The organism is Chryseomicrobium excrementi (genome assembly GCF_002798305.1).
Taxonomy (GTDB): Bacteria; Bacillota; Bacilli; order Bacillales_A; family Planococcaceae; genus Chryseomicrobium; species Chryseomicrobium excrementi.
Map to the genome: position 1 here is coordinate 87,915 of NZ_PCGR01000001.1, position 25,520 is coordinate 113,434.

A 25,520-nucleotide genomic window follows, 5' to 3' on the forward strand; every position below is an offset into this window, starting at 1 on the left:
CTTAGACATCTGACTTCTTGCGTGATAAGCTAAATGAAGAAATGCTGACTTGAAGGAGGCAATCCTGTGAAAAGAATTGCGGTTTTAACAAGTGGAGGAGATGCGCCTGGCATGAACCCTGCAATCCGGGCTGTTGTTCGAAAAGGGATTTATGAAGGTCTTGAAGTATATGGAGTGTACAACGGCTACCAAGGATTGATTGAAGGTAAGATGGAACCGATGACACTTGGTTTTGTAGGAGATATCATTCAGCGTGGGGGGACGAAACTTTACTCTGCGCGTTGTCCAGAATTTCGTACGGAAGAAGGTCAGAAAAAAGCTCTAGAGCAAATCAAAAAACATCAGATTGATGGAATCGTCATCATTGGTGGAGATGGATCGTATCAAGGGTCGATGGTCTTGACGAAACACGGCATTCCGTGTGTTGGCGTTCCGGGGACAATTGATAATGACATTCCTGGAACTGATTACACTCTAGGATTTGATACAGCATTGAATACAGTAGTAGAGGCAATTGATAAGATTCGAGACACAGCTACTTCCCATGAGCGGACGTTTATCATTGAAGTCATGGGCCGTGACGCGGGAGACATCGCTGTCTGGGCGGGTCTAGCTGGCGGTGCTGAAACAATCTTGATTCCTGAAGTGAATGAATCGATGGAATCTATTGTGCAGCGTCTAGAGAGCGGTTCGTCGCGTGGTAAGAAACACAGTATCATCATTGTAGCTGAGGGTGTCATGAGTGGAAATGAGTTTGCCGATAGGTTAAAAGAGCATACTGCTATGGATACTCGAGTGTCCGTACTAGGCCATATTCAGCGCGGTGGCACTCCATCTGCTCGTGACCGTGTGATGGCTAGTCAGTTCGGTGCAAAAGCCGTAGAAGTATTATTGCAAGGAACAGGTGGTCGTGCCATTGGGTTACGTCACAATCAAGTAGTCGACTATGATATGAAAGAAGCTTTCGAAGGAAAACATGAGCTTGATCTTTCTATGTATCATTTATCAAAAGAATTATCTATCTAAGTGAGGAGACAAGGAAATGCGAAAAACAAAAATAGTATGTACGATTGGACCAGCTAGTGAAAGTGAGGAAATGTTAGAAAGTTTGATTCTAGCTGGAATGAACGTAGCACGTCTGAACTTTTCACACGGAAGCCACGAAGAACACGGGGCCCGTATTGAGAGAATCCGTAAAGTTGCAAAGAAGTTAGATCGTATTGTTGGGATTTTATTGGATACGAAAGGTCCTGAAATTCGTACACATAAAATGGAAAATGATGCCATTGAACTTGTGACAGGTCAATCGATTGCCATTTCTACATCTGAAGTGTTAGGCAATGCAGATGTCTTCTCTATAACTTACGATAAGTTGATTGAAGATGTCTTTCCGGGCTCTGTCATCTTACTTGATGATGGATTGATTGAATTGACAGTAGAGTCAATTGATAAAGAAGCTGGGAAAATCCACACAAAAGTCATCAATGCTGGAACGCTCAAAAACAATAAAGGTGTCAATGTACCAGGAGTTTCCGTTCAGCTTCCAGGGATTACTGAAAAGGACGCTCAAGATATTCTTTTTGGTATCGAACAAGAGGTAGATTTCATCGCAGCTTCTTTTGTACGTCGTGATTCAGATGTTCTTGAAATTCGTGAGCTTCTTGAAAAAAATGGCGGGGGACACATCCAGATTGTTCCTAAGATTGAAAATCAAGAAGGCGTCGATAATATCGATAAAATTTTGGCTGTATCCGATGGTTTAATGGTGGCTCGTGGAGATCTAGGTGTAGAAATCCCAGCAGAAGAAGTCCCATTAGTACAGAAAAAGCTTATCGCAAAATGTAACCACTTAGGAAAGCCTGTCATCACGGCAACTCAGATGCTGGATTCCATGCAACGCAACCCACGTCCTACACGTGCAGAAGCATCTGACGTAGCAAACGCGATTTTAGATGGAACAGACGCGATTATGCTATCGGGTGAGACGGCAGCTGGAATGTATCCAGTTGAATCTGTTGAGACGATGCAGAAAATTGCAGTTCGCACAGAAAAAGCAGTAGATTATCGTTCTATCGTTGGCAAGCTCAGCAAGAAACGCGATGTGAATTTAACAGATGCTATTGGGCAAGCCGTAGCGCATACGTCTTTAAACTTAAATGTTAAAGCAGTATTAGCTCCAACTGAAAGCGGTCATACAGCTAAGATGATTTCAAAATTCCGTCCAGGTGTTCCAATCGTAGGGGTGACGTCTTCAGAACGTCCTGCACGTCAATTGACTCTTGTATGGGGTGTCTATCCAATCGTTGGAGCCAAAGTTCATTCTACGGATGAAATTTTAGAAACATCAATTGAAGAAAGTTTAGAAAAAGGCTACGTATCTCATGGAGATCTAGTCATTATTACGGCAGGTGTACCTGTTGGCAAAGCAGGAACTACAAACTTGATGAAAGTTCATGTTATTGGTGACATGGTTGCTAAAGGGCAAGGAATTGGAAAAACAACTGCAATGGGAAATGCTTACGTAGTGAAGGCTGGAGAAGTAGCTGATCCTGAAAAAGCGGAAGGGAAAATTTTAGTGACGGTCGGAACAGATAAAGATATGGTTCCAGCCATCGAGCGTTGCGCGGGTATCGTAGCAGAAGAAGGCGGTCTGACTAGTCATGCTGCAGTGGTTGGTTTGACTCTTGGCAAGCCGGTCATCGTTGGTGTCGAGAATGCGACTTCCTTGCTTCATGATGATCAAGAACTTACAATAGATGCAGAGTCTGGTGCTATTTATCACGGTCAGGCCCACATCATTTAAGGACGTGATTCTGTGAAGTGGATCGTTGCATCCGTTTTACTGTTACCTATTATTGAATTAATCTTGTTTTTGACTGTCGGTAAGGCCATCGGTGTCTTTTGGACCCTAGGACTGATTTTAGTGTCCGGTGCAGTCGGCATTTATTTAGTAAAATCGGTTGGAATCCAAGCGTTTAAGGATCTACCGAAACAAATTGAGCGTGGTGAACATCCAGCCAACACTGTTGTGGATGGTGTGTTAATCGGAATTGGAGCCGTTCTAGTTCTGCTACCTGGTTTCTTAACAGATGCGATTGGAATCACACTGTTATTTTCACCAACGCGCAAATTTTATCGACCTGCAATCAACCGCTTTATCCAGCGCAAGATTCGCAAAGGAAATATTATTATCGTGCGCTAAAATCCAGCCTTGTGCTGGATTTTTTTAATTTCTATGCTATGAAACGGCTGGGCGTTTTTAGGAAACTGCTCACTCAATTTTTGAATGGTAGCTACGATGCTGGTCCCCGCTGCTTGCATTTCCATTTAAATGAGAGGTAGTGTGACGCACCCTTCCATCATGACAGCTCCAAAGAGCATCAACGATTTCCAAGGATGTCGAAGCAAGTGTTTACCTAAAGGAGTAAGTGTAAAAGCTAAAAACAGAGCACAGTAGATCGGAGTTAGAAACCAAAGCATAAGTATACAAAGACAGCTAATAATTATAAAAATAAGAAGTGAATGACCACTCATTTTCATCAATTACATCCAATCTTTTCAAATATTTAGGAAAACAGCTGTCGTACAATTGTTATTTATTTATAAATTCAAGCGTTTTCATTCACAAACCCGCCATAATTAGCTATAATACGATAGGTAAGGTTGTTGAGGTACATATAGAAAGCATTCAAAGGAGAGAGACACATGACATCCACACGTGGACTTGAAGGTGTAGTAGCAACGCAATCAGCGATCAGCTCAATTATTGACGATACATTGACTTACGTTGGCTACGACATCGACGATTTAGCAAACAACGCAAGCTTTGAAGAAGTAGTGTATCTGTTATGGCATAAGCGTCTTCCAAAGCATGATGAATTAGCTGAGTTAAAACAACAGCTTGCCGACAACATGGCAGTACCAGCTGAAGTGCTAGCTCACTTTAAAACATACGACATCCAATCGGTACACCCGATGACAGCACTTCGCACAGCGGTATCTATGCTTGGCCTTTTCGACGAAGCAGCAGAAGATATGTCTGACGAAGCAAACTACTTAAAAGCAATCAAGCTTCAAGCGAAGTTGCCTACTTTAGTAACAGCATTTGCTCGCGTCCGTAAGGGTGAAGAGCCAGTACAACCACGTACAGATTTAAACTATGCAGCGAACTTCCTTTACATGTTATCTGGTAAAGAGCCAGAAGCAATTGAAGTAGAAGCTTTTGATAAAGCACTTGTTCTTCATGCTGATCACGAGTTAAACGCATCAACATTCACTGCGCGTGTATGTGTTGCAACTCTTTCTGACATGTATTCTGGTGTCGTAGCAGCTATCGGGGCTCTTAAAGGACCACTTCACGGTGGAGCTAATGAGCAAGTAATGAAAATGTTGAGTGAAATCGGTTCTGTAGAAAATGTAGAATCGTATATTCAAACAAAATTAGATAACAAAGAAAAAATCATGGGCTTCGGTCACCGCGTATATCGCAATGGAGATCCTCGTGCAAAGCACCTTCGTGAAATGTCTGAAAAATTGACAGCTTTACGTGGAGAGTCGAAATGGTACGAGATGTCTGTTAAGATTGAAGAGTTAGTGACAGGTCAAAAGAAACTTCCGCCAAACGTGGACTTCTATTCGGCTTCTGTATATCACTCTTTAAATATTGATCATGATTTGTTCACACCAATCTTCGCGGTTTCTCGCGTTTCTGGTTGGACAGCGCACATTCTTGAGCAGTATGCAGATAACCGTCTAATCCGTCCTCGCGCAGAGTACACAGGACCTGGCATGCAGACATACGTACCGATCGACGAGCGTTAATCTGTACGAATCATACATTGGGGCTACCGCATTTTATGCGTCTAGCCCTTTACTTACGACCATTAGGAGGAGACAATCACTATGACAAACGGCAAAATTACAGTTGAAAACGGTGTACTAAACGTCCCAAATGAACCAATTATTCCTTTCATTGAAGGTGATGGAACAGGTCCAGATATCTGGGCAGCAGCAGTCCGTGTTTTAGATGCTTCAGTTGAAAAAGCATTCGGTGGCGAGAAAAAGATTCAGTGGAAAGAAGTTTTAGCTGGTGAAAAAGCATTCAACCAAACTGGTGAGTGGTTGCCACAAGAAACTTTAGATACTATCAACGAATACCTACTCGCTATTAAAGGACCTTTGACTACACCAATCGGTGGCGGTATCCGTTCCCTAAACGTAGCTCTTCGCCAAGAATTAGACCTATACGCTTGTGTACGTCCAGTTCGTTATTTTGAAGGTGTTCCTTCACCTGTACGTCGTCCAGAAGATACAGATATGGTTATCTTCCGTGAAAACACTGAAGATATCTACGCAGGTATCGAGTACTCTAAAGGCTCTGACGAAGTGAAAAAATTGATCGACTTCTTACAAGGTGAGATGGGCGTTAAAAACATTCGTTTCCCAGAAACTTCTGGTATCGGTATCAAGCCAGTTTCTGAAGAAGGAACGAAGCGTTTAGTTCGTGCTTCTTTAGAGTATGCAATCAAAGAAGGTCGTGAATCGTTAACTTTAGTTCACAAAGGAAACATCATGAAGTTCACTGAAGGAGCTTTCAAAAACTGGGGTTATGAAGTAGCTGAGCAAGAGTTCGGCGATAAAGTGTTCACTTGGAACCAGTACGACAAAATCAAAGAAGAGCAAGGTACAGAAGCTGCAGATAAAGCTCAAAACGATGCTTTAGCTTCAGGCAAAATCCTTGTAAAAGATTCAATCGCTGATATCTTCTTACAACAGATCTTGACGCGTCCAAAAGAGTTCGATGTAGTAGCTACAATGAACTTAAATGGTGACTATATTTCAGATGCACTTGCTGCACAAGTTGGTGGTATCGGTATCGCACCAGGAGCGAACATTAACTATGTAACAGGACATGCAATCTTCGAAGCAACTCACGGAACGGCTCCGAAATATGCGGGTCTTGACAAAGTAAACCCATCTTCAGTAATACTTTCAGGTGTGTTGATGCTTGAGCACCTTGGCTGGGCAGAAGCTGCAAAATTAATCATGGACTCTATGGAGAAAACAATTGCTTCTAAAGTCGTGACTTATGACTTTGCACGTTTGATGGATGGCGCTACAGAAGTGAAGTGTTCTGAATTCGCTGATGAGCTAATCAAAAACATGTAATTCTCCACTCAACCGGACTCCCTTCACAGGGAGCCCGGTTTTTTTAAATATAAATTTTAGAGTCTTAATAACCGAGCACTCTATACTTTTTAACAGACTTTCTTCTTCTCTTTCGAGACGATGGAACTTCTCTTAGTGCAATAAACCACAGGTGCAGGATTCGCTTTTCGAGCGAATCCTGCACCTGTCTTCATCGTACGGGAGAAGATTCACATCTAATTTAGGAAGAAAACCGGTCTATAATTACTTTGGAGGAAGTTGTGGAAACTTACCATCCCTGATTCGGCTCTGCCTCTAGTTGGTCTTGTGATAAATACAGGTAACCTCTCTGAAACTTATTTGGAGGCGGGGCTGTGCTGGGGCAAGGCCCGATATATAGACTTCAAACTCACAGTCTAGGACAGCGAGCGAGTTAAGGTTAGAAATAGAAATCCCTAGGTTGTATCAACTAGTTTAATAAACATAAATAATTTTTATTAGATTATTTGAACTTAACACGCTGTTTTTTACTTTGAGCACGAGATACCATTTCCCAGGGTATCAGAGGTTCTGCGAGACCCCGCAGTCGCCCGTAATCCATGTGCTGAAGAGCTGAAAACTCGTATGAAACTCAGCATCCCTTCACCGAGGTGCAGCGAGGAGACTCGCAGGTTCTCCCCTTGGAAATGGTGTCTCGGGTGAAAGGAAGTCAATTTTATTAAGCTGGCGGGTAAGAAGCTTTCTTGATACACTAGAACCAAAGGGATGATTGGAGGAATTGCACGTGTTACTAGGGAAAAAACGCAAACTTGGCAGAAAAATCGAAGATATCACAGCAGGAGAAAAACTAGTCATTACAGAGAAAATCGAAGACAAAGATCTTTTGCTCTATTTAGGTCTTACAAACGATGCCAATCCACTATACATACAACATGATTACGCGATGAAAACATCGTTTGGTAAACCAATTGTACCTTCGATCATGCTAACAGGAATCGTCACATCAGCAGTATCTAAATACATGCCAGGACCGGGGTCCCATGTGTTCGAACAGCACTTAAAGTTTCCTCATCCTGCCTATCATTATGATACGCTCGAGTTCTTATTTGAGGTGCAAGACGTGAATCCATCTGAAAATCGGATTTCCGTCAAAGTAGAAGCGAAAAATGAAAGTGACCAGCTCGTTGTTGCAGGGACACCTCACGTGACACCGCCGAAACTCGCCAACCGTATGATGGAACAATCTATGGAAAATTTCTAACACTCAGGTTTGAAAAGGGGTTTTCATTTAACTGAGGGGGAATAGACAATGGCAAAGATTCTTGTAGTAGAAGACGAACAATCCATTCAAACACTTCTTGCATATAACTTAAAAGACGCAGGCTATGAAGTGATAACGGCTTTAGACGGCCGTGAAGGACTAGACAAAGCTCTAGCAGAAACTCCAGACCTCATCTTATTAGACTGGATGCTTCCGCATATGGACGGTATGGAAGTGTGCAAACAACTCCGTCTGCAAAAGAATCAAGTTCCTATCATCATGTTGACTGCAAAAGATGCGGAGTTTGATAAAGTGCTGGGGTTAGAACTTGGTGCTGACGATTATATGACCAAACCGTTCAGCCCTCGAGAAGTTCTCGCACGAGTAAAGGCGTTGTTAAGACGTTCCCAGCTCAGCGATCAAACAGACGGCTCAGGTGATAAGAAGTATCAGTTCGGGGATCTAGTCATCTACCCAGAACGATTTGAAGTGTTAAAGAATGGAGAGAGTCTTGAATTCACTCCGAAAGAATTTGAACTTCTGATTTATCTTGTAGAAAACAAAAACCGTGTCTTGACACGCGATCAACTTCTCAGCTCTGTTTGGAACTATGACTTTGCAGGAGATACTCGAATTGTAGATGTGCATGTCAGCCATGTCCGGGAAAAAATTGAAGAGAATAGCCGAAAACCGTTCTTCATCAAAACAATTCGAGGACTTGGATATAAATTTGAGGAGCCGAAAAAAGGATGAAGACGTTTTACAGTCGACTCCTCTTTGTCTTTGCTGTCTTGTATGCCGTGATGCTAGTTACACTTGGCATCGTGCTGGGACAGCTTTTTCCTATTGTTTTGAAAGAACAAGTTGATTTTGACAGCACGGACGTATCTTTATTCAACTTATTGGTATTTGGTACGCTAGCCGTGTTCTATTTAGTGTCACTACTAATAGCACGTATCGTACTTGCTCGTTATATCAAACCAATTGATGATATTTCTTATACAGCGATTCAACTTGCGGATGGCGACTACTCTGCTCGTGTTTTTGAAGATGAATTAACTGGGATTACACCGCTCACCCATTCTTTAAATGTACTTGCACGCAATCTTCAAGAGATGTCTCAACTTAGGGAAAGTGAGCAAGAACGGTTAAAGACTTTGATAGAAACGATGGGATCTGGTCTTATCGTTCTTGGAAGATCCGGAAATATTAGCATCATGAACAAGACATTCGGAGGCCTCTTTGGTTTACAATTTGACGAAGTTCGGGCACAAAATTATCAAGACGTAGGCTTGCCAAAAGATTTGCAAGCTTTCGCTTACAACTTACTCCTCACGGAGATGCCGACACGTCAGCAACTCAAGCTTCAGACGACTAAAGGCATCCGCTATACAGAATGTTATGGAGCCCCTATTATTGGAGAGTATGGGAAATGGCTCGGGATGGTCATCGTAATTCATGACATCACGGAATTAAAGCGTCTTGAAAAAGTACGCCAAGATTTTGTTGCGAATGTCTCTCATGAGCTAAAGACACCCGTGACGTCTATAAAAGGATTTACAGAAACGCTACTTTACGGGGCGTATCAAAAAGAAGAAACCTTGCTAGAATTCTTAGAAATCATTAAACTAGAGAGCGACCGTCTACAACTTCTAATCAATGATTTGCTCGATCTATCTAAAATGGAACAACATGAGTTCCATCTTCAGAGAGCCGCAGTTTCTATAGATATGGTCATAGGAAGAGCTCTGCAGCTGACAAAGCAATCAGCTGAAGATAAGGCCATTACGATGGAATATAATTTGGAACAAGATTTATTGATTCAAGGGGACGAGAACCGTCTTCTGCAAATCATCGTCAATTTACTTAGCAATGCCATCACGTATTCTTCCGATCAGACAATTATTGAGATCGCTGTTGAAAAACAACAATCATATGGAGTTTTTATTATTAGAGATCAAGGTATTGGTATTTCTAAAGAAGAACTTCCTCGTATTTTTGAACGGTTTTACCGGGTGGACAAAGCCCGATCTCGAAATAGTGGGGGAACGGGACTTGGTCTTGCTATAGTAAAACATTTAGTTGAAGCCCATATGGGGAAAATAGAAGTCGATAGTGAACCGGGTAAAGGTACGACGTTCCACGTCTTCATTCCACTGGTCACCACTTAGCTTGGAGGAACTGTAATGCAATTGAATTTTTTACCGATTATTGTTGGTACAGATATGAACGCCTATAATATGGCGATTTCGTTCCATGAAGAATACGGAATTCATCCGGTTCTAGTTGGAAAAGAAGAGATGTCGTTTACGAGCCTGAGCTCGATCCCATCTGCGATTGAGTATGACAAAGATTTATGGAATAAGGATGCGTTCGTTTCGATTTTAGAGAAAGTCGCGAAAAAATATCAAAAACAGGGAATATCCCTTTTGTTAATTGGTACGAATGATTTCTATGTTCGCTTGATTATTGAGAATCAAGAACAGCTTCGTGAATGGTATGTGTTCAATTACATGTCCGAAGATCTGATGAACGATTTATTAGTGAAAAAGAACTTTTACCGACTATGTGACGAGCATGGTCTTGATACACCAGATACCTATTTTTACAGCTGCAAAGAACAAGGCATCTTTGATAAAGATGTCCAGTTCCCGTTAATCGTTAAGCCAAGTAACGGCGTTGAATATTATAAAAACAAGTTTCCTGGGCAGCAAAAAGTCTATCGGGTGGAATCACGTGAAGAATTGCAACAAGTATTAGATCAAGTGAATGCTTCAGGCTATCAAGAAGACATGATCATTCAAGACTTTATTCCAGGTGACGATACGTTCATGTGGGATTCCGTGTTCTATGTCAATACGAAAGGGAAGGCGGAGCTTGGGACACTTGCTCAAGTCGTCTTGCAAGAACATACGGTGACCGCTATTGGGAACTATACCGCACTTGTCACTCGTTATGACGAAGAGCTCATGAAAAAACTTCAGCATTTCTTAGAGGCAGTTGGCTATCAAGGGTTTGCCAACTTTGATTTGAAATACGACGCACGAGATGGCAAATACAAAGTGTTTGAAGTCAATATTCGTCAAGGCCGTTCAAGCTATTACACGACTGCATGCGGTCACAACATGGCGAAGTATTTTGTAGACGATGTCATTTATGGACAAGAAAAACCATTGACATATTTGAATACCGAGTACTTGTTTACTGTAGTGCCTAAGATTGTGTTGAAAAAATTCGTGGACAACCATGCAGTAAATGAAGAGTGCCGCCGCTTGATCCGTCAAGGCAAGTGGGGCAACCCGATGTTCTATAAAGGCGACACAAATATGAAGCGAAAGTTCTACCTGATTGCGCGTCAGTTTAACTATTATAGAAAATACAAGAACAATCAGTGGGAATCTTAACAGTAGCTTCATACAGACTTTACAAACAACTCGTACTATAAAGGTAACCCCTTTTCCAAACTGGAAAAAAGGAGACCGAGTCAGCAATCGCTGGCTCGGTTTTCTTTTTGTGTGAAACTTTTCAGGTAGCTGTCCGTAAAAGAGATAGACAGAAGAAAGGGGCGAACATAATGACAACAAAACGTTTACTATCCATCATCGGTGTCTCAATTGCGGGACTTATTGTCCTTCTAGTAATTGCGACATCGTGGTATACAGTCGATGAATCCGAGCAAGCCATCGTCATCACATTTGGAGATGCAGGAGATCCTATCACAGAACCGGGACTAAAATTTAAAATGCCTTGGCCAATCCAACAAGTAGAAAAACTTTCTAAAGAGACGTTCAGTTTACAGTTTGGCTACCAACAGACGTCAGACGGAGAAATCGTCTCTTATGACGACGAGACCAAGATGATCACAGGAGATGACAACATCGTATTAGCAGACTTAGTCGTCCAGTGGCGAATCACGAATCCACGTGACTATCTGTTCAATTCGGAAGATCCACGAGAACTTCTTCACTCGGCTACATCCGCTTCCATCCGCTCCGTTATCGGAAGTTCTAAGATTGATGACGCGTTGACTTCTGGTAAAGCAGAAATCGAAGCGACAACTCGAGATCTACTTGCAGACCTAGTGACGAAATACGATATCGGGATTACAGTATTGTCAGTCAATCTACAAGACGTTGAGCTTCCGAACGAAGAAGTCCGTCAAGCATTTACTGCCGTGCGAGATGCGGAAGAACAAAAGAACATCAAAGTGAACCAAGCAGGGCGCTATGAGAACCAACGTCTGGGAGAAGCGAACGGGGAAAAAGATGCTATCATCTCAAATGCTACAGGGGAAAAAATTGCCCGTATCGAGCAAGCACGTGGAGATGTGGCCCTTTTCAATGAACTGTACGAAGAGTATGCGCAGAACAAAGAGATCACGCGGGACCGACTGGTTCTCGAGACGTTGGAAGCGGTGCTACCTAATGCGCAGCTCTATATTATGAACGAAAATACGGGCAATATGACTTATTTGCCACTTGCAGGATCACGTACAACGCCACCAGTTGCAACGGAAGGGAGCGATAACGAATGACCGAGAAAGATTCCAACTTTGTCTCTCTTGAAGAGCGATTTGCACTTAATCAAAAGAAAAAACCAAAAAAGCCTAAAGCAAAATCCGAGTTTGTTCTTGATTGGAAGAAGCACGGCAAAATTATCGGAGGCGTCTTCCTAGCCTTTGTCCTCATCGTCATTTTCCTGACCAACATGTATGTAGTACGTGAAGGAGAATACAAAATTGTTCGTCAGTTCGGAGAAATCGTCAAAGTCGTTGAAGAGCCTGGTCTTGGGTTTACCGTTCCATTCGTGCAAAGTACAACAACTGTACCGAAATATTTGATGAACTATGAGATTTCGGAAGCGGAGATCAACACGAAAGACAAACGCCGTATTATCATTGATAATTACGCTGTTTGGAAAGTGAACAACCCGCAGCAGATGATTGCCAACGCTGGAACGTTAATCAACGCAGAATCTCGTATGGAAGAATTCATCTACTCAGTCGTTCGTACCGAGCTTGGGCGACTAGATTACTCAGAAATCATCAATGATGAAGATACATCAAGAGGCAGTTTAGGAGAACAAGTTACGGCTCGAGTGAATGAGTTGCTCGCTGCTGATTCATACGGTATCGAAGTACTTGACGTTCGTATTAAACGTACGGACCTTCCTGTAGAAAACGAGCAAGCCGTTTACCAAGACATGATTTCTGAGCGTGAGAAGATTGCGCAGAAATTCTTATCTGAAGGAGATGCGGACAAGCGTCGTATCGAAGCAGAGACGGACCGCCAAGTACGAGAAATCATCGCAAATGCAGAACGAGAAGCTGCTGTCATCATTTCAGAAGGAGAAGCGGAGGCTGCACGCATCTACAACCAATCCTTCTCGAAGGATCCTGAGTTCTATAATTTGTACCGCACATTAGAATCCTATAAATCGACAATTGGGGAAGACACGGTCATCATGTTGCCATCAGATTCTCCATATGCTCAGATTCTTTCCGGGATTACACCGTAATGGACCACACCTTGCTTTCAGTCATGGTAAACTGAAAGCAAGGTTTTTTCGTTCAAAAAAGGAGTGACAGATGTGTCAAAACAAAAAGTAGTCTTAGTGGATGGGAACAGTTTGGCGTACCGTGCCTTCTTCGCCTTACCACTTTTAACAAACGAACAGGGCATCCATACAAACGCCACTTACGGATTTACGATGATGCTTCAGAAAATCGTAGAAGAAGAACAACCGACTCATATGTTAATCGCATGGGATGCGGGGAAAACGACATTCCGTCATGCGACGTTCTCTGAATATAAAGGAGGTCGCCAAAAGACACCACCTGAGCTTTCCGAGCAATTTACTTACATTCGCCAATTAGTTGAAGCGTATCAGATTCCTCAGTATGAGCTTGATCAATACGAAGCTGATGATATTATTGGTACCTTGTCGAAGCAAGCAGAAGCACAAGGTATTGAGACCGTCGTCATCAGTGGAGATAAAGATTTGACGCAGCTCGCAAGCTCACTTACAACCGTTCAAATCACACGAAAAGGCATCACAGATCTCGAGCACTATACACCCGAACATATCCAGGAAAAATACGGTCTGACACCACTTCAAATCATCGACATGAAAGGACTAATGGGAGACGCATCCGATAACATCCCAGGAGTTCCGGGTGTTGGAGAGAAAACGGCTATCAAGCTGTTGACTGCTTATGAAACCGTCGAAGGCGTGTACGCACATATGGACGATATGAAAGCGTCGAAGATGAAAGAAAAGCTTGTGGCAAACGAAGAGCTTGCGCATATTAGCAAGCAGCTCGCTACGATTGAACGGGATGCACCGATAGCAGTGAATCTGGATTCGATTCCGTACCCGGGTCCGGATATGGAAAAAGTCCATACGATCTGGCAGCAGCTTCAGTTTAAAACGCTACTTGAAAAATCGGCGTTCCAATCGGACACAAAAGAATTGGCCGAAGTTTCCTATGAAGTCGTGACAGAGTGGAAGTCAGAGCACTTTGAACAAGACATGGCCCTTCATGTTGAACTGTATGATGACCATTACCACACAACGGATATTTTAGCTGTTGGGATTGTGGGGGAAAAAGGCCAGTACGTCATGGAAGGAAACGCTGCGTTTTCAGATCCTTTATTTAAGGCATGGCTAGAAGACGAGACGAAGTCGAAACGTTGCTATGACGTCAAAGCGTTCCAAGCAGTGGCTAAACGTTTCGGTTGTGAGTTAAAAGGGGCAAGTTTTGATCTTCTTCTTGCAGCGTATATTTCCGATCCTTCAATGTCTTCTTCACAAGACCTCGCATCACTTGCGCGTCACTTCGGTCACGGGGAGGTTGATGATGACGAAGCTCTTTACGGGAAAGGAGCGAAGAAGAAAGCTCCAGAAGGAGACGTGCTGTTTGAACATGTAATCCGAAAAGCTACTGCTGTTTGGAAGCTTAAAGATGTTGTTGAATCTAAACTGAAAGAGACCGAACAGTACGACCTCTATCACAATCTCGAATTGCCACTTGCGAGTGTATTAGGAGAGATGGAATCGTTCGGAGTTCGAGTGGACCGAGAGACTCTAAAGAAGATGGGTGTAGAGCTTCGAGGGCGTCTAGAGCAAATCGAGAAGCGCATCCATGAGATGGCGGGGGAAGATTTCAATATCAATTCACCGAAGCAGCTGGGTGTTATCTTATTTGAAAAGTTAGGCTTACCGGCTATCAAGAAGACCAAGACGGGCTATTCAACTGCTGCCGATGTTCTTGAAAAACTGCAAGGGCAGCATGAGATCATTTCGGAAATCTTGTTATATCGTCAACTTGGTAAGCTGCAGTCGACGTATATTGAGGGGTTACTGAAAGAAATTCACGAAGATGGAAAAGTGCATACGCGCTACCAACAAGCGCTGACGTCTACCGGCCGGTTGAGTTCGATCAATCCGAACTTGCAAAATATTCCGATTCGTATCGAAGAAGGGCGCAAGATTCGTCAGGCATTTGTACCTTCTGAAGATGGTTGGGTATTGTTCGCAGCCGATTATTCTCAGATTGAGCTTCGCGTCATGGCGCATATGTCTCAAGACGAAAAACTGGTCCGTGCCTTCCAGGAAGACCGAGATATTCATACGCAAACAGCGATGGATGTGTTTGGGGTCAAAGCTGAAGAAGTCACATCTAACATGCGTCGAGCTGCAAAAGCCGTCAATTTTGGGATTATTTATGGAATCAGTGATTACGGTTTGTCGCAGAGTCTTTCCATTACTCGAAAAGAAGCGGCTACATTCATCGACAACTATTTGACGAGCTTCCCAGGTGTCAAAGAGTTTATGGACAACGCGATTGCTGAAGCGAAAAAGCACGGCTTTGTCACGACCATCATGAACCGTCGTCGCTACTTGCCAGAAATCACAAGCTCGAACTTCAACCTTCGAGGATTTGCAGAGCGGACAGCCATGAATACACCGATTCAAGGTAGTGCTGCCGACATCATCAAAAAAGCGATGATTGACATGGACCGAGAAATTGAAGAACGCGGCTTGAAGACGAAGATGTTATTACAAGTTCACGATGAACTGATCTTTGAAGTCCCAGTGGACGAGCTCGAGACGATTGAAAAGCTCGTGCCTCACGTTATGGAACATGCCGTAGAACTATCGGTACCACTGAAAGTAGATTTTGCACACGGTAAGACATGGTACGAAACGAAATAAGGAGGGATTTGAATGCCTGAACTACCAGAAGTAGAAGGCGTCGTCGAATCCTTGAGACCGTATATTGTTGGAAAAACGATTGAGAAGATTCATGTATCTGATCAGTTAGTGACCAGTCACGAAGCAGGGAAGCAAGCCATTATCAAAGGGCTTGCTCCTGCTGCTTTTTCTGAAGCGGTGCAAGGGTTTCAAATCAAACAACTGACGCGCCGCTCGAAATATATGTTTTTTGAACTAGAACACGAGGGACAGCGCGCTTGGATGGTTGGACATCTCGGAATGACGGGAGCCTGGTTCCCTGTGAACACTTTAGATGACATCACAGAAGCCAAGTTTCGCAATCACATTCACGTGATCTTTACATTAGATGATGGGTCGACACTCGTGTATTCAGATATTCGACGATTCGGAGAGCTGCGTTTTTTACATGAGCTTCACGATCATCCGCCGCTTCTCGCAATGGCACCAGAGCCGTTTACAGAGGAAGGCCTTGCACATTATTTGGAGATGGCAGAACTGCCAAAGTATAAGACCAAACCTATTAAAGCGTTTATCATGGATGGCCATGTGATTTCAGGATGCGGAAACATCTATGCGACAGAAGCATTATTTCGAATGAAGATTCATCCAAATCGCCAAGTGGCTCGTATCTCAAAAAAACGCAAAATCGAGTTGTATCAAGCGATTGTTGACGTGTTGAAAGAAAGTATCGAACGGGGAGGAAGTAGCATCTCCGACTACCGGAATGTCAATGGTGGTGCTGGAAACATGCAGCATTTTTTGAAGATGTACGGGAAGAAGCAGTGCCCAACTTGTGGGACAGAAACAAAGCAGATGGTTATAGGAGGCCGAACGTCTACCTACTGTCCAGTATGTCAAAAATAGGAGGTCACTATGATCATTGGATTAACTGGGAGTATAGCAACTGGTAAAAGTACTGTTGCGAATCGTTTTAAAGAGCATGGGATTCCGGTAGTCGATGCCGATCTGATTGCAAGACAAGTAGTGGAGCCAGGAACAGCTACTCTCCAAAAAATCAAAGAAGCTTTTGGTGAAGACGCGCTTTTAGCTGATGGCACGATGAATCGGGAAGAGATTGGTCGTCAAATTTTTGGGAACGAAGAAAAGCGAAAAGTTTTGAACGGAATCATCCATCCCGCTATTCGTCAGGAGATGCTGCGTCAAAAAGATGTCTATGTTGCGCAGGGAGAAAAAATCGTTATTTTAGATATCCCCCTGTTATTTGAAAGCAAGTTAGAGCATTTCGTAGAACACATTGTAGTCGTAGGAACGACACCGGAAATCCAAAAACAGCGCTTGATGGCACGAAATGATTTCACAGAGCGACAAGCAGAGGAACGAATTGCATCTCAAATTCCCATCACCGATAAAATGGAGTGGGCGGATGATGTCATTCAAAATGACGGCACATTAGATGAGTTGTACGGACAAGTAGATTCCCTTGTAGCAGAATGGAAACAGGCACTGTCAGAATAATGGAACTTTTATTTGTGTCACATATTAGCGTACCAGATAGACTTTAATGTGTTATACTAATTGCATATTAAGTGAATTAGTATCACATAGTTAACAGGAGGAACGGTATTTATGACAGCTTCTATTGCGATTAATGGTTTTGGACGAATTGGACGCATGGTGTTTCGCCAGGCGATTATGAAAGACGATCTTTCGATTGTGGCAATCAATGCTAGTTATCCAGTGGATACTTTGGCTCATTTGATCCGTTACGATTCCGTACACGGTAAATTTGAAGGTGAAGTAGAGACAGCTGAGAACGCTCTTATCGTAAATGGTAAGCGCATTCAAATCGTAAGCGAACGCAACCCAGCTGCACTACCTTGGAAAGAATTAGGTGTAGATATCGTGATCGAAGCCACTGGAAAGTTCAATGAACGTTCAGGCGCCGCGCTTCATCTTGAAGCAGGAGCTAAGAAAGTCATTTTGACTGCTCCAGGAAAGAACGAAGACATCACTGTGGTTCTTGGAGTCAATGATGACCAACTAGATCTCGAAAAACATGACGTCATCTCGAACGCAAGCTGCACAACCAACTGTTTAGCTCCTGTAGCAAAAGTGTTAAACGATGAATTCGGTATCGTCAACGGATTGATGACTACGGTTCATGCGTATACAAACGACCAAAACAACTTAGACAACCCGCACAAAGATCTTCGTCGTGCGCGCGCATGTGCACAGTCGATTATTCCGACATCTACTGGTGCTGCGAAAGCATTGACATTGGTGCTTCCTGAGTTGAAAGGTAAAATGCACGGGATGGCTCTTCGCGTCCCAACACCAAACGTTTCTTTAGTAGACTTAGTTGTTGACTTAGAACGCGACGTGACGGCAGAAGATGTGAACTTGGCATTTGAAAAAGCAGCTTCAGGTTCCATGAAAGGTATCTTAGCAATCACTCAAGATCCATTAGTTTCTATCGATTTCAACACGACAACTGTTTCTGCAACAGTGGACGGCTTGACGACAATGGTAATTGGTGACCGCAAAGTGAAAGTTCTTGCTTGGTACGACAACGAGTGGGGCTACTCAGCTCGCGTAGTGGACTTGACTCAGAAAGTTGCGAAATCACTAGAAGCAATTACTGCATAAGTTAGATGTGAAAGGCGCCCATTGTGGCGCCTTTTTTTGTGCGCGGTTGGCTGAGCGAGCGTTCATCGACAATTACGAGGATTTATTCTGCAAATCTCGGATTTTATTCTACAAATTCGAAGATTTATTCTACAATTTTCAAACTTTCTTCGACCGAAGTAATTTATTCGATACTAATTTTGAAACTTCGCAGGAAAGCCTGAACAGAGAGTACAGAGCTCCTTTTAAAATTGTGTTGCATTTTATGTCGGATGTTCGTATAATGAAAATCGTGCCAAAAGCACCGGCTACTTAAAGGGTTAGGACCTCTCTGGACTAACTTTCCCCCGTGGTAGTCACTTTGATTAAAAATTCCAGTCAAAGGGGGAAACGGACATTGGAAACAATGGGACGTCACATCATTGCTGAGCTGTGGGAATGCGATTTCGACAAATTGAACGACGTGAACTTCATTGAACAAACTTTCGTAGATGCTGCGCTAAAATCTGGTGCGGAAGTACGCGAAGTTGCGTTTCATAAATTTGCACCTCAAGGTGTAAGTGGAGTGGTCATCATTTCAGAATCACATTTAACGATTCACAGCTTTCCAGAGCATGGATACGCGAGTATCGATGTATACACATGCGGTGACCTGGATCCAACAATTGCAGCCAATTATATCGCCGAGGCACTTCACGCTAAAACGCGTGAGTTGATGGAGCTTCCACGTGGTATGGGCCCAGTTGCAGCAAAATCATTACAAACGGTTTAAAATTACAGCAGAGGGGAATCTCCCTCTGCTTTTTCTATGGGTGCAGAAGTGCCCTAACTTTAGTATAATGAATGAAATACGAGCATATAGGAGCGTTAATTATGAGATGTCCTTCCTGCCAATACAATGGCACGAAAGTAGTCGATTCACGACCGGTCGATGAAAACAAGTCCATACGAAGAAGACGCGAATGTGAACAATGTGGGTTTCGCTTTACGACGTTTGAAAAAGTAGAAGAGACGCCACTGATCGTGGTCAAAAAAGATGGCTCACGAGAAGAGTTCAGTCGCGAAAAAATGCTGCGTGGATTGATTCGTGCGTGTGAAAAACGCCCAGTCACTCTAGAACAGTTAGAAGAAGTCGTGTTCTCGATTGAAAAAGAACTGCGCCGTACAGGCAATTCCGAAGTGAAGTCAGAGCATGTCGGAGAACAAGTGATGGAGAAACTTGCTGCAGTCGACGAAGTCGCCTATGTTCGCTTCGCATCTGTGTACCGCCAATTCAAAGATATCAATGTATTTATGGAAGAAGTAAGAGAGTTATTAAAACGTAACCCTTCTTCACACTAGAAAGGATGAGAGCAGATGCTACACAAAGAATTACAACCTATGGACGCCTTTCGCACCAGTATCGCTGCTCCCATTTCAACAGAAGACCTACAAACCATCACGCTCCTCTATCAGCCAATCATCGGCCCTGAAGCGTTCACGCTGTATCAACAGCTTTGGACGTTCTCTGATTCGATGAAGACGGAGTACAGCCATTACAGTCTAATGAATGCGATGTCTTTGACAGCTCAACGTGTCTTTGAGGCGCGTGCTCATCTAGAAGCTATTGGACTGCTTCGTACATGGCGTGCAGGTGACGAACAACGAACATTTTATTACGAGCTGCAGAAGCCGCTGACACCACAAGCATTCTTTGCGGATCCTCTGTTGTCGATTTTCCTTTGGAACAAGATTGGAGATCAGAGTTATCAGCAGCTTGAGAAGCGTTACCAAAAGTCAACGCCTTGGCAAAAGAAGGGTGTAGAAGTGACGCGCAGTTTTACGGATGTTTTTCAGCCAAACCTGAAGCAAAAAAATGTTACAGCTAGTACTGAAAAAGACACGCGCGAAAGCTATGAGTTCGAGCACGAGTTTGATTTCGAGCTGTTACTCGATGGCTTGAGTGAACATTTATTGCCTCGCAAATTGGTCACACCAGAAATCAAGAGACTGATAGCAAAGCTTGCTTTCTTATATGGCTATTCACCACTTGATATGCAGAAGATTATTCTACTTGCAGTGGATGATCCAACACATATTTCGACGGAGCGTTTAAAACGCTCGTGTGAAGATTACTTCAAATTGAAAGTGGACCGGTCACCTGCTTTGCAGTCGTCCGTGAAGCAGCAGCCAGTTGAATCAAAATCTTCTGCATCTGCAATTCCTCCAGCCTCTAAAGAGCAAGAATACTTGTTATACCTGGAGAGCACGTCGCCACTTGAAGTGTTGCGAGATAGTGCAGGGGGGAAAGAGCCATTCCCTGCAGACATCGAACTCGTTAACCGTTTCATCACGGTCTATGAGATGCCCACTGGCGTCGTCAACGTTTTGATTCAGTACGTGATGCTTCGAACAGATATGAAACTTACTAAGACGTTTGCTGAGAAAATCGCGTCCCACTGGGTTCGGAAAAAAGTGAAGACGGCAAAAGAAGCGATGGAACTCGCACGTCAAGAACATACGCAATATATGAAATGGAAGAACGGCGAGACCACATCTTCTAACAAATCCTACAAACGACAAGAAAAAGTACCTGAATGGTTAGATAAAAAAGCACCTGCGAAGCAATCTGCAGCTGCAGATCCAACCATTGATATAGAAGCGGAACGTCAAAAGTTGCTTGCTGAAATCAGCGCAACGAAAGGCCGGTGAATGAAATGGAACCAATCAATCGGACATTAAAACGCATGATCTCGAATCCTTCTTTTGCTATTCGAATGGAAGAAATGAAAAAAGAAGTATTAGAAAATCGAGATGTTCAGGAATTTTTGCAAGCGAATGCGAATGTCGTCACACCTGAAGTCTTGAATGCCAGTATGAGTAAGCTCTACGAATATGTCGAACAGACGCATGACTGCAAAGGATGCCCGAGCGTCGCACAGTGCCAAAACTTGATCAAAGGTTTTGAACCACGTCTTGTAATGGGCAAAGGCCGCATTGAAATCGATTATTCTCGCTGCCGACAAGGTCGCATTGAAGATGAGCGCCAATCGATTTCTTCGATGATTCATAGCATGCATATGCCAAAAGACGTGCTTGCTGCAACATTTTCTGATGTCGATCTCACTGACGGTTCGCGAGTCCTTGCACTTCGAGCTGCTAAGAACTTTATTGATGCCTATGAGAAGGAGCATGTTCTTCCGACAAAGGGTCTCTATATCCACGGCTCATTTGGTGTTGGAAAATCGTATATTCTTGGGGCCATTGCGAATGAACTGGCGGACCGCCAAATTTCTACGGTCCTCGTATATGTACCAGAGTTTCTGCGAGAGATGCGTCAATCCATCCAAGAAAATTCGCTAAGTGAGAAAATGGAGACGGTGAAAAATGCATCTGTCTTGATGCTTGATGATCTTGGAGCAGAGACGATGTCGTCATGGACTCGAGACGATATTATCGGGACGATCTTGCAGCACCGCATGGCACAACAACTACCAACTTTTATTTCTTCAAACTTTACTTATGAAGAACTTCAGCATCACTTTACAACTACACAACGCGGAGAAAAGGAACCTGTGAAAGCAGGAAGGATTCTTGAACGAATCAAAGCCTTGACAATTCCGATTCAGCTCCAAGGCAAAAATTGGCGAGAAAGTTTCTAAACTTTTTCGCTTTTTTTGTTGATTTTCATTCTCAATGAGGCTATACTAATCCATGGAAATGAAATTCATTATCAATTACAAAAGGAGCGACATCATGAAAAAGTTACTTGCTTTAGTAGCCGTTCTGGCACTATTTCTTGCCGCTTGCTCGAACTCGTCTTCAGAGTCAGCAGAAAACGACAACTCTACCGCTTCGGAAGAAGTGAATCTATATACAAGCCGTCACTATGATGTAGATGACGAATTGTTTGCGAAGTTTGAAGAAGAAACAGGAATTAAAGTGAACGTCATCAGTGGAGAAGAAGATGAGCTGTTAGAGCGTATCAAACGTGAAGGTGAAGCGACAGAAGCCGATCTACTTTACACAGCAGACGTTGGCCGTCTCTACCGTGCGAAAGAAGAAGGCGTTCTTGAGTCAGCAGAGAGTGATGTGCTATTCGAACAGATTCCTGAGAAATACCGTGACGAAGACAACCAATGGTTCGGTCTTACGAAACGCGCACGTGTTATTGTTTACAATAAAGAAACTGTAAAACCAGAAGATCTTTCTACTTATGAAGCATTGGCAGAAGAAGAGTGGAACGGCCGTGTGTTGATCCGTTCATCTGAAAACATCTACAACCAATCTCTATTAGCTTCATTCATCGCTATTGATGGCGAAGAACAAGCAACAGCTTGGGCTGAAGGAATGGTAAACAACTTTGCCCGTGATCCTGAAGGTGGAGACCGTGACCAAGCAAAAGCAATCGCTGCAGGTATCGGTGATGTCGCAATCATGAACACCTACTACCTTGGTCAAATGGTGAACTCTGATGATCCAGAAGAAGTGAAAGTAGCAGAAAACCTTGGCGTCTTCTTCCCGAACCAAGAGACAACTGGAACGCATGTCAACGTGTCAGGTGCAGGTATGGTCAAAGGTGCTAAGAACAAAGAAAATGCTATCAAACTACTTGAATTCCTATCAGCTGAAGAAGCACAAGGGACATTTGCAGAAGCAAACTATGAGTACCCAGTGAACGAAGCAGTACCAGCTGCTGAATTGCTTCAGTCTTGGGGCGAATTCAAAGAGCAAGAGATTCCACTTTCTGAGCTTGGAACAAACAATTCAAAAGCAGTGATGATCTTCAACCAAGTCGGTTGGAAGTAATCACATGAGCCTCCCAATTTTGGGAGGTTTTTTTATTTTGTGAACATTCATCGAGAATGAGTATCATTTACCGGACTTTTCTCTGATTTGCATGCTATAATGATACCGCATAGAAATACGGTCTATAGAAGGGCATGACACCCACGTGAGAAAACTTTCCTACTACTTGAACGGATGGACCATCTTGTCTGTCATTATCGTTCTTTCTTTACTTTCCCCGATGCTTCCTATCATCGGAGGATTATTGGCACCATCTAGCGAGAACTGGGAACATATCAAGGAATACATGCTTCAAGATTACATGAAGACGTCGTTCTTACTTGTCTTTTATACGGCAGTTGGAACCATTGTCATTGGAACAAGCCTGGCTTGGCTGATTGCTCAATATGAATTTCCATTAAGTCGTTTTTATAAATGGGCACTGATCCTACCCTTATCAATCCCACCATTTATCGCTGCGTATACGTACTCTGGGATGATGAGTTATACAGGAGTCATTCAGACGACACTTCGCAATGTCTTTAATATGCCAGTGAATCAAAAGTTTTTTGACATCATGAATATTCCGGGAGCCATTTTCATCTACACGATGTTCTTGTTTCCGTATGTGTATACCATTACGCGCGTGTTCTTGACACAACAGGCAGCATCGCTTGTTGAAAGTGCGAAACTTCTTGGGAAAGGCCCATGGGCGATTTTCTTTAAAGTCGTGTTGCCGATCTCCCGTGCAGCCATCATAGGAGGGGTGAGTCTTGTCTCGCTTGAAGTGTTGAACGATTACGGAGTCGTAAAGTATTACGGCATCCAGACGTTCAGTACAGCCATCTTCCAGACGTGGTTTGGCTTGGGCGATATTGATGCAGCTATCAAGCTTGCTGCATCTCTAATGACATTTGTCGTGTTGATGCTCGTCGTGGAGAAGCTCCTTCGAGGAACAAAACAGTTCAGTTATTCCAATACAAAAGTCAACCCGTTGCCGAAAGTGAGACTAACAGGCTTCCGTAAATGGGGAGCGTTTGGTTATGTTACGCTGATTTTCTGTCTGGCCTTCCTCATTCCGGTCATTCAGTTGATCGACTGGTTCGTATTGACGTGGGGAGCGATTCCTAACGATGAGTTCACGACCTACATTCGCAACTCGATGTTAGTAGCTGGAATAGCTTCTGTCGTTATCATTGCAGGTTCACTGATTGTAGGGAACTTCCAACGCTTTGCAAAAGGGCGCATTGGAAAAGTGTTACCGAAGTTCACGATCGTGGGGTATTCGATTCCTGGAGCGGTCATCGCAGTGGCTATTGTCACGATGTTTATCTGGCTCGATCGCCAACTTGGGTCTCTTTATAGTGCATGGGGGCTTGATTCAACGCTTGTTCTTAGTACCAGTGTTGTGATGCTTGTAGTGGCCTACATCGTCCGTTTCTTCGCCATTGGGTACAATGCCATCGAGTCGGGTTACGATAAGATCGGTGTGAACTTCAGTCTGGCATCACGTATGCTGGGAGCTTCCGTGACGAAGACATTTTTCAAAGTTGATATTCCACTTCTTAAAGGAGCTATTATTTCTGGTTTGATGCTCGTATTTGTGGATATCATGAAAGAGATTCCGCTGACCTTGATTTTGCGGCCGTTCAACTTTGAGACACTTGCAACAAAAGCGTTCCAGTACGCTGGAGATGAAAAAATCATGCAAGCCAGTCAACCGTCTCTTATCATTATCGCCATGAGTGCTCTGGCCATTTTTATATTCTATAGATTGCTGGATAAGGAGGATGCAAAATGACCATTGAAATTAAAGACGTATGTTTCTCTTATCGCAATAGTAAAGAACTCGCCATCGATCATTTTTGCATGACGATTGAGACGGGAGAAGTGATCTCGATCCTCGGACGAAGCGGGAGTGGAAAGAGTACGATGCTTCGAATCCTTGCAGGTCTTGAGATTCCTGAAAAAGGAGAATTTCGTCTGTATGAGGAGACGATGTTTGATGGCAAGCACTTCGTGCAACCTGAAAAACGCGGCATCGGTCTAGTTTTCCAAGATTACGCGTTGTTTCCGCATATGACGGTTCTTGATAATGTGAAGTTTGGACTGAGCCATTTGTCTCGCACCGAACGGTTGAAACGAGCGAATGAAGTACTTGAACTAGTCGAGATGGGAGATTACAAGAAGCGCTATCCCCACCAATTGAGTGGTGGTCAGCAGCAGCGTGTCGCTCTCGCGCGTGCACTTGCACCGAATCCTAAACTGTTGTTACTAGATGAGCCGTTCTCGAACCTGGACAAAGAGCTTCAGTATAAGATTCGAGAAGAGTTGTATTCGATTTTAAAACGTGCTCAGATTACTTCTATCTTTGTAACACACGACGAAGACGACGCTCACACGATTGCAGACCGTATCGTCAAACTCGACAAAGGGAAGATCACGAAAATTGGTCGTCCATGCGATATGTTGGGGACGCCGCTGAAGCGCCCGGAAGTCATTTTAAAATAAGGGTTGCGAA

The 25,520-nt window shown here is 43.4% G+C and carries 23 protein-coding genes; 22 read left to right on the forward strand and 1 reads right to left on the reverse strand.

Going from position 1 to position 25,520, the window contains the following annotated elements; all coding sequences use genetic code 11:
- Positions 1-66: 66 nt before the first annotated feature.
- From pfkA to CQS04_RS00495, 3 genes are read left to right on the forward strand one after another with little or no spacing between them, the layout of a single operon-like run.
- A complete protein-coding gene (pfkA, locus tag CQS04_RS00485) occupies positions 67-1,026 on the forward strand; it encodes a 6-phosphofructokinase (protein WP_100352271.1) in 960 nt (319 codons plus the stop codon).
- Positions 1,027-1,042: 16 nt separating this feature from the next.
- Positions 1,043-2,803 carry a pyruvate kinase gene (pyk, locus tag CQS04_RS00490; protein WP_100352272.1) on the forward strand — a complete coding sequence of 587 codons (1,761 nt, stop codon included), beginning with the start codon at positions 1,043-1,045 and terminating at the stop codon, positions 2,801-2,803.
- 12 nt (positions 2,804-2,815) lie between these two features.
- Positions 2,816-3,202 (forward strand): FxsA family protein, encoded by a 387-nt coding sequence (locus CQS04_RS00495; RefSeq protein ID WP_100352273.1) that lies wholly within the window; start codon positions 2,816-2,818, stop codon positions 3,200-3,202.
- On the opposite strand, the gene CQS04_RS13975 is transcribed toward CQS04_RS00495, so the two are convergent.
- Positions 3,199-3,327 (reverse strand): hypothetical protein, encoded by a 129-nt coding sequence (locus CQS04_RS13975; protein WP_281257818.1) that lies wholly within the window; start codon positions 3,325-3,327, stop codon positions 3,199-3,201. The two genes, CQS04_RS00495 and CQS04_RS13975, sit on opposite strands and share 4 nt — an antisense overlap.
- 378 nt (positions 3,328-3,705) lie before the next feature.
- Between CQS04_RS13975 and citZ the strand changes: the two genes are divergently transcribed.
- From citZ to CQS04_RS00590, 19 genes are all read left to right on the forward strand, one after another.
- Positions 3,706-4,821: a citrate synthase gene (gene citZ / locus CQS04_RS00500; RefSeq protein ID WP_100352274.1), complete on the forward strand. Its 1,116-nt coding sequence runs from the start codon at positions 3,706-3,708 to the stop codon at positions 4,819-4,821.
- Positions 4,822-4,902: 81 nt separating this feature from the next.
- The gene (icd, locus tag CQS04_RS00505; RefSeq protein WP_100352275.1) at positions 4,903-6,168 is read left to right on the forward strand and encodes an NADP-dependent isocitrate dehydrogenase; all 1,266 of its coding nucleotides are present in this window, start codon (positions 4,903-4,905) and stop codon (positions 6,166-6,168) included.
- A 763-nt stretch (positions 6,169-6,931) separates the two neighbouring features.
- Positions 6,932-7,408 (forward strand): MaoC/PaaZ C-terminal domain-containing protein, encoded by a 477-nt coding sequence (locus tag CQS04_RS00510; protein WP_100352276.1) that lies wholly within the window; start codon positions 6,932-6,934, stop codon positions 7,406-7,408.
- A 48-nt stretch (positions 7,409-7,456) separates the two neighbouring features.
- Positions 7,457-8,161: a response regulator transcription factor gene (locus tag CQS04_RS00515; RefSeq protein WP_100352277.1), complete on the forward strand. Its 705-nt coding sequence runs from the start codon at positions 7,457-7,459 to the stop codon at positions 8,159-8,161.
- Positions 8,158-9,579 (forward strand): two-component system histidine kinase PnpS, encoded by a 1,422-nt coding sequence (gene pnpS / locus CQS04_RS00520; protein ID WP_100352278.1) that lies wholly within the window; start codon positions 8,158-8,160, stop codon positions 9,577-9,579. The genes CQS04_RS00515 and pnpS overlap by 4 nt, the downstream gene beginning before the upstream one ends.
- Before the next feature lie 15 nt (positions 9,580-9,594).
- Positions 9,595-10,812, forward strand: coding sequence for a carboxylate--amine ligase (locus tag CQS04_RS00525; protein WP_100352279.1), 1,218 nt, complete (start codon positions 9,595-9,597; stop codon positions 10,810-10,812).
- A gap of 170 nt (positions 10,813-10,982) precedes the next feature.
- Positions 10,983-11,942, forward strand: coding sequence for an FtsH protease activity modulator HflK (gene hflK / locus CQS04_RS00530; RefSeq protein ID WP_100352280.1), 960 nt, complete (start codon positions 10,983-10,985; stop codon positions 11,940-11,942).
- Complete coding sequence (gene hflC, locus CQS04_RS00535; RefSeq protein WP_100352281.1) at positions 11,939-12,925, forward strand: protease modulator HflC; 987 nt, start codon at positions 11,939-11,941, stop codon at positions 12,923-12,925. The genes hflK and hflC overlap by 4 nt, the downstream gene beginning before the upstream one ends.
- Before the next feature lie 72 nt (positions 12,926-12,997).
- Entirely contained in the window at positions 12,998-15,625 is a 2,628-nt protein-coding gene (polA, locus tag CQS04_RS00540; RefSeq protein WP_100352282.1) for a DNA polymerase I, read from the forward strand.
- Between the two features lie 12 nt (positions 15,626-15,637).
- The gene (gene mutM, locus CQS04_RS00545; RefSeq protein WP_100352283.1) at positions 15,638-16,510 is read left to right on the forward strand and encodes a bifunctional DNA-formamidopyrimidine glycosylase/DNA-(apurinic or apyrimidinic site) lyase; all 873 of its coding nucleotides are present in this window, start codon (positions 15,638-15,640) and stop codon (positions 16,508-16,510) included.
- Between the two features lie 9 nt (positions 16,511-16,519).
- A complete protein-coding gene (coaE, locus tag CQS04_RS00550; RefSeq protein ID WP_100352284.1) occupies positions 16,520-17,122 on the forward strand; it encodes a dephospho-CoA kinase in 603 nt (200 codons plus the stop codon).
- 111 nt (positions 17,123-17,233) lie between these two features.
- Entirely contained in the window at positions 17,234-18,253 is a 1,020-nt protein-coding gene (locus CQS04_RS00555) for a glyceraldehyde-3-phosphate dehydrogenase (RefSeq protein ID WP_100352285.1), read from the forward strand.
- Positions 18,254-18,629: 376 nt separating this feature from the next.
- Positions 18,630-19,004, forward strand: a complete 375-nt coding sequence (gene speD, locus CQS04_RS00560) for an adenosylmethionine decarboxylase (protein ID WP_094944123.1) — start codon at positions 18,630-18,632, stop codon at positions 19,002-19,004.
- Between the two features lie 101 nt (positions 19,005-19,105).
- On the forward strand, positions 19,106-19,573 hold the full coding sequence (gene nrdR, locus CQS04_RS00565; protein ID WP_100352286.1) for a transcriptional regulator NrdR: 468 nt from the start codon (positions 19,106-19,108) through the stop codon (positions 19,571-19,573).
- 15 nt (positions 19,574-19,588) lie between these two features.
- On the forward strand, positions 19,589-20,923 hold the full coding sequence (locus CQS04_RS00570; protein ID WP_100352287.1) for a replication initiation and membrane attachment family protein: 1,335 nt from the start codon (positions 19,589-19,591) through the stop codon (positions 20,921-20,923).
- 5 nt (positions 20,924-20,928) lie between these two features.
- On the forward strand, positions 20,929-21,873 hold the full coding sequence (dnaI, locus tag CQS04_RS00575) for a primosomal protein DnaI (protein WP_100352288.1): 945 nt from the start codon (positions 20,929-20,931) through the stop codon (positions 21,871-21,873).
- Positions 21,874-21,967: 94 nt separating this feature from the next.
- The gene (locus tag CQS04_RS00580; protein WP_100352289.1) at positions 21,968-23,020 is read left to right on the forward strand and encodes a Fe(3+) ABC transporter substrate-binding protein; all 1,053 of its coding nucleotides are present in this window, start codon (positions 21,968-21,970) and stop codon (positions 23,018-23,020) included.
- Between the two features lie 220 nt (positions 23,021-23,240).
- Entirely contained in the window at positions 23,241-24,800 is a 1,560-nt protein-coding gene (locus tag CQS04_RS00585) for an ABC transporter permease (protein WP_100352972.1), read from the forward strand.
- Positions 24,797-25,510 (forward strand): ABC transporter ATP-binding protein, encoded by a 714-nt coding sequence (locus CQS04_RS00590; protein WP_100352290.1) that lies wholly within the window; start codon positions 24,797-24,799, stop codon positions 25,508-25,510. The genes CQS04_RS00585 and CQS04_RS00590 overlap by 4 nt, the downstream gene beginning before the upstream one ends.
- Positions 25,511-25,520: the final 10 nt, after the last annotated feature.

What these genes read in the sequence shown, in the direction of transcription:
- pyk (WP_100352272.1), top strand. Translation starts at nt 1,043, where the DNA reads ATGCGAAAAACAAAAATAGTATGTACGATTGGACCAGCTAGTGAAAGT.
- CQS04_RS13975 (WP_281257818.1), bottom strand. Translation starts at nt 3,327, where the DNA reads ATGGAAATGCAAGCAGCGGGGACCAGCATCGTAGCTACCATTCAAAAA.
- citZ (WP_100352274.1), top strand. Translation starts at nt 3,706, where the DNA reads ATGACATCCACACGTGGACTTGAAGGTGTAGTAGCAACGCAATCAGCG.
- icd (WP_100352275.1), top strand. Translation starts at nt 4,903, where the DNA reads ATGACAAACGGCAAAATTACAGTTGAAAACGGTGTACTAAACGTCCCA.
- CQS04_RS00515 (WP_100352277.1), top strand. Translation starts at nt 7,457, where the DNA reads ATGGCAAAGATTCTTGTAGTAGAAGACGAACAATCCATTCAAACACTT.
- pnpS (WP_100352278.1), top strand. Translation starts at nt 8,158, where the DNA reads ATGAAGACGTTTTACAGTCGACTCCTCTTTGTCTTTGCTGTCTTGTAT.
- CQS04_RS00525 (WP_100352279.1), top strand. Translation starts at nt 9,595, where the DNA reads ATGCAATTGAATTTTTTACCGATTATTGTTGGTACAGATATGAACGCC.
- hflK (WP_100352280.1), top strand. Translation starts at nt 10,983, where the DNA reads ATGACAACAAAACGTTTACTATCCATCATCGGTGTCTCAATTGCGGGA.
- hflC (WP_100352281.1), top strand. Translation starts at nt 11,939, where the DNA reads ATGACCGAGAAAGATTCCAACTTTGTCTCTCTTGAAGAGCGATTTGCA.
- mutM (WP_100352283.1), top strand. Translation starts at nt 15,638, where the DNA reads ATGCCTGAACTACCAGAAGTAGAAGGCGTCGTCGAATCCTTGAGACCG.
- coaE (WP_100352284.1), top strand. Translation starts at nt 16,520, where the DNA reads ATGATCATTGGATTAACTGGGAGTATAGCAACTGGTAAAAGTACTGTT.
- CQS04_RS00555 (WP_100352285.1), top strand. Translation starts at nt 17,234, where the DNA reads ATGACAGCTTCTATTGCGATTAATGGTTTTGGACGAATTGGACGCATG.
- nrdR (WP_100352286.1), top strand. Translation starts at nt 19,106, where the DNA reads ATGAGATGTCCTTCCTGCCAATACAATGGCACGAAAGTAGTCGATTCA.
- CQS04_RS00570 (WP_100352287.1), top strand. Translation starts at nt 19,589, where the DNA reads ATGCTACACAAAGAATTACAACCTATGGACGCCTTTCGCACCAGTATC.
- dnaI (WP_100352288.1), top strand. Translation starts at nt 20,929, where the DNA reads ATGGAACCAATCAATCGGACATTAAAACGCATGATCTCGAATCCTTCT.
- CQS04_RS00580 (WP_100352289.1), top strand. Translation starts at nt 21,968, where the DNA reads ATGAAAAAGTTACTTGCTTTAGTAGCCGTTCTGGCACTATTTCTTGCC.
- CQS04_RS00585 (WP_100352972.1), top strand. Translation starts at nt 23,241, where the DNA reads ATGCTTCCTATCATCGGAGGATTATTGGCACCATCTAGCGAGAACTGG.
- CQS04_RS00590 (WP_100352290.1), top strand. Translation starts at nt 24,797, where the DNA reads ATGACCATTGAAATTAAAGACGTATGTTTCTCTTATCGCAATAGTAAA.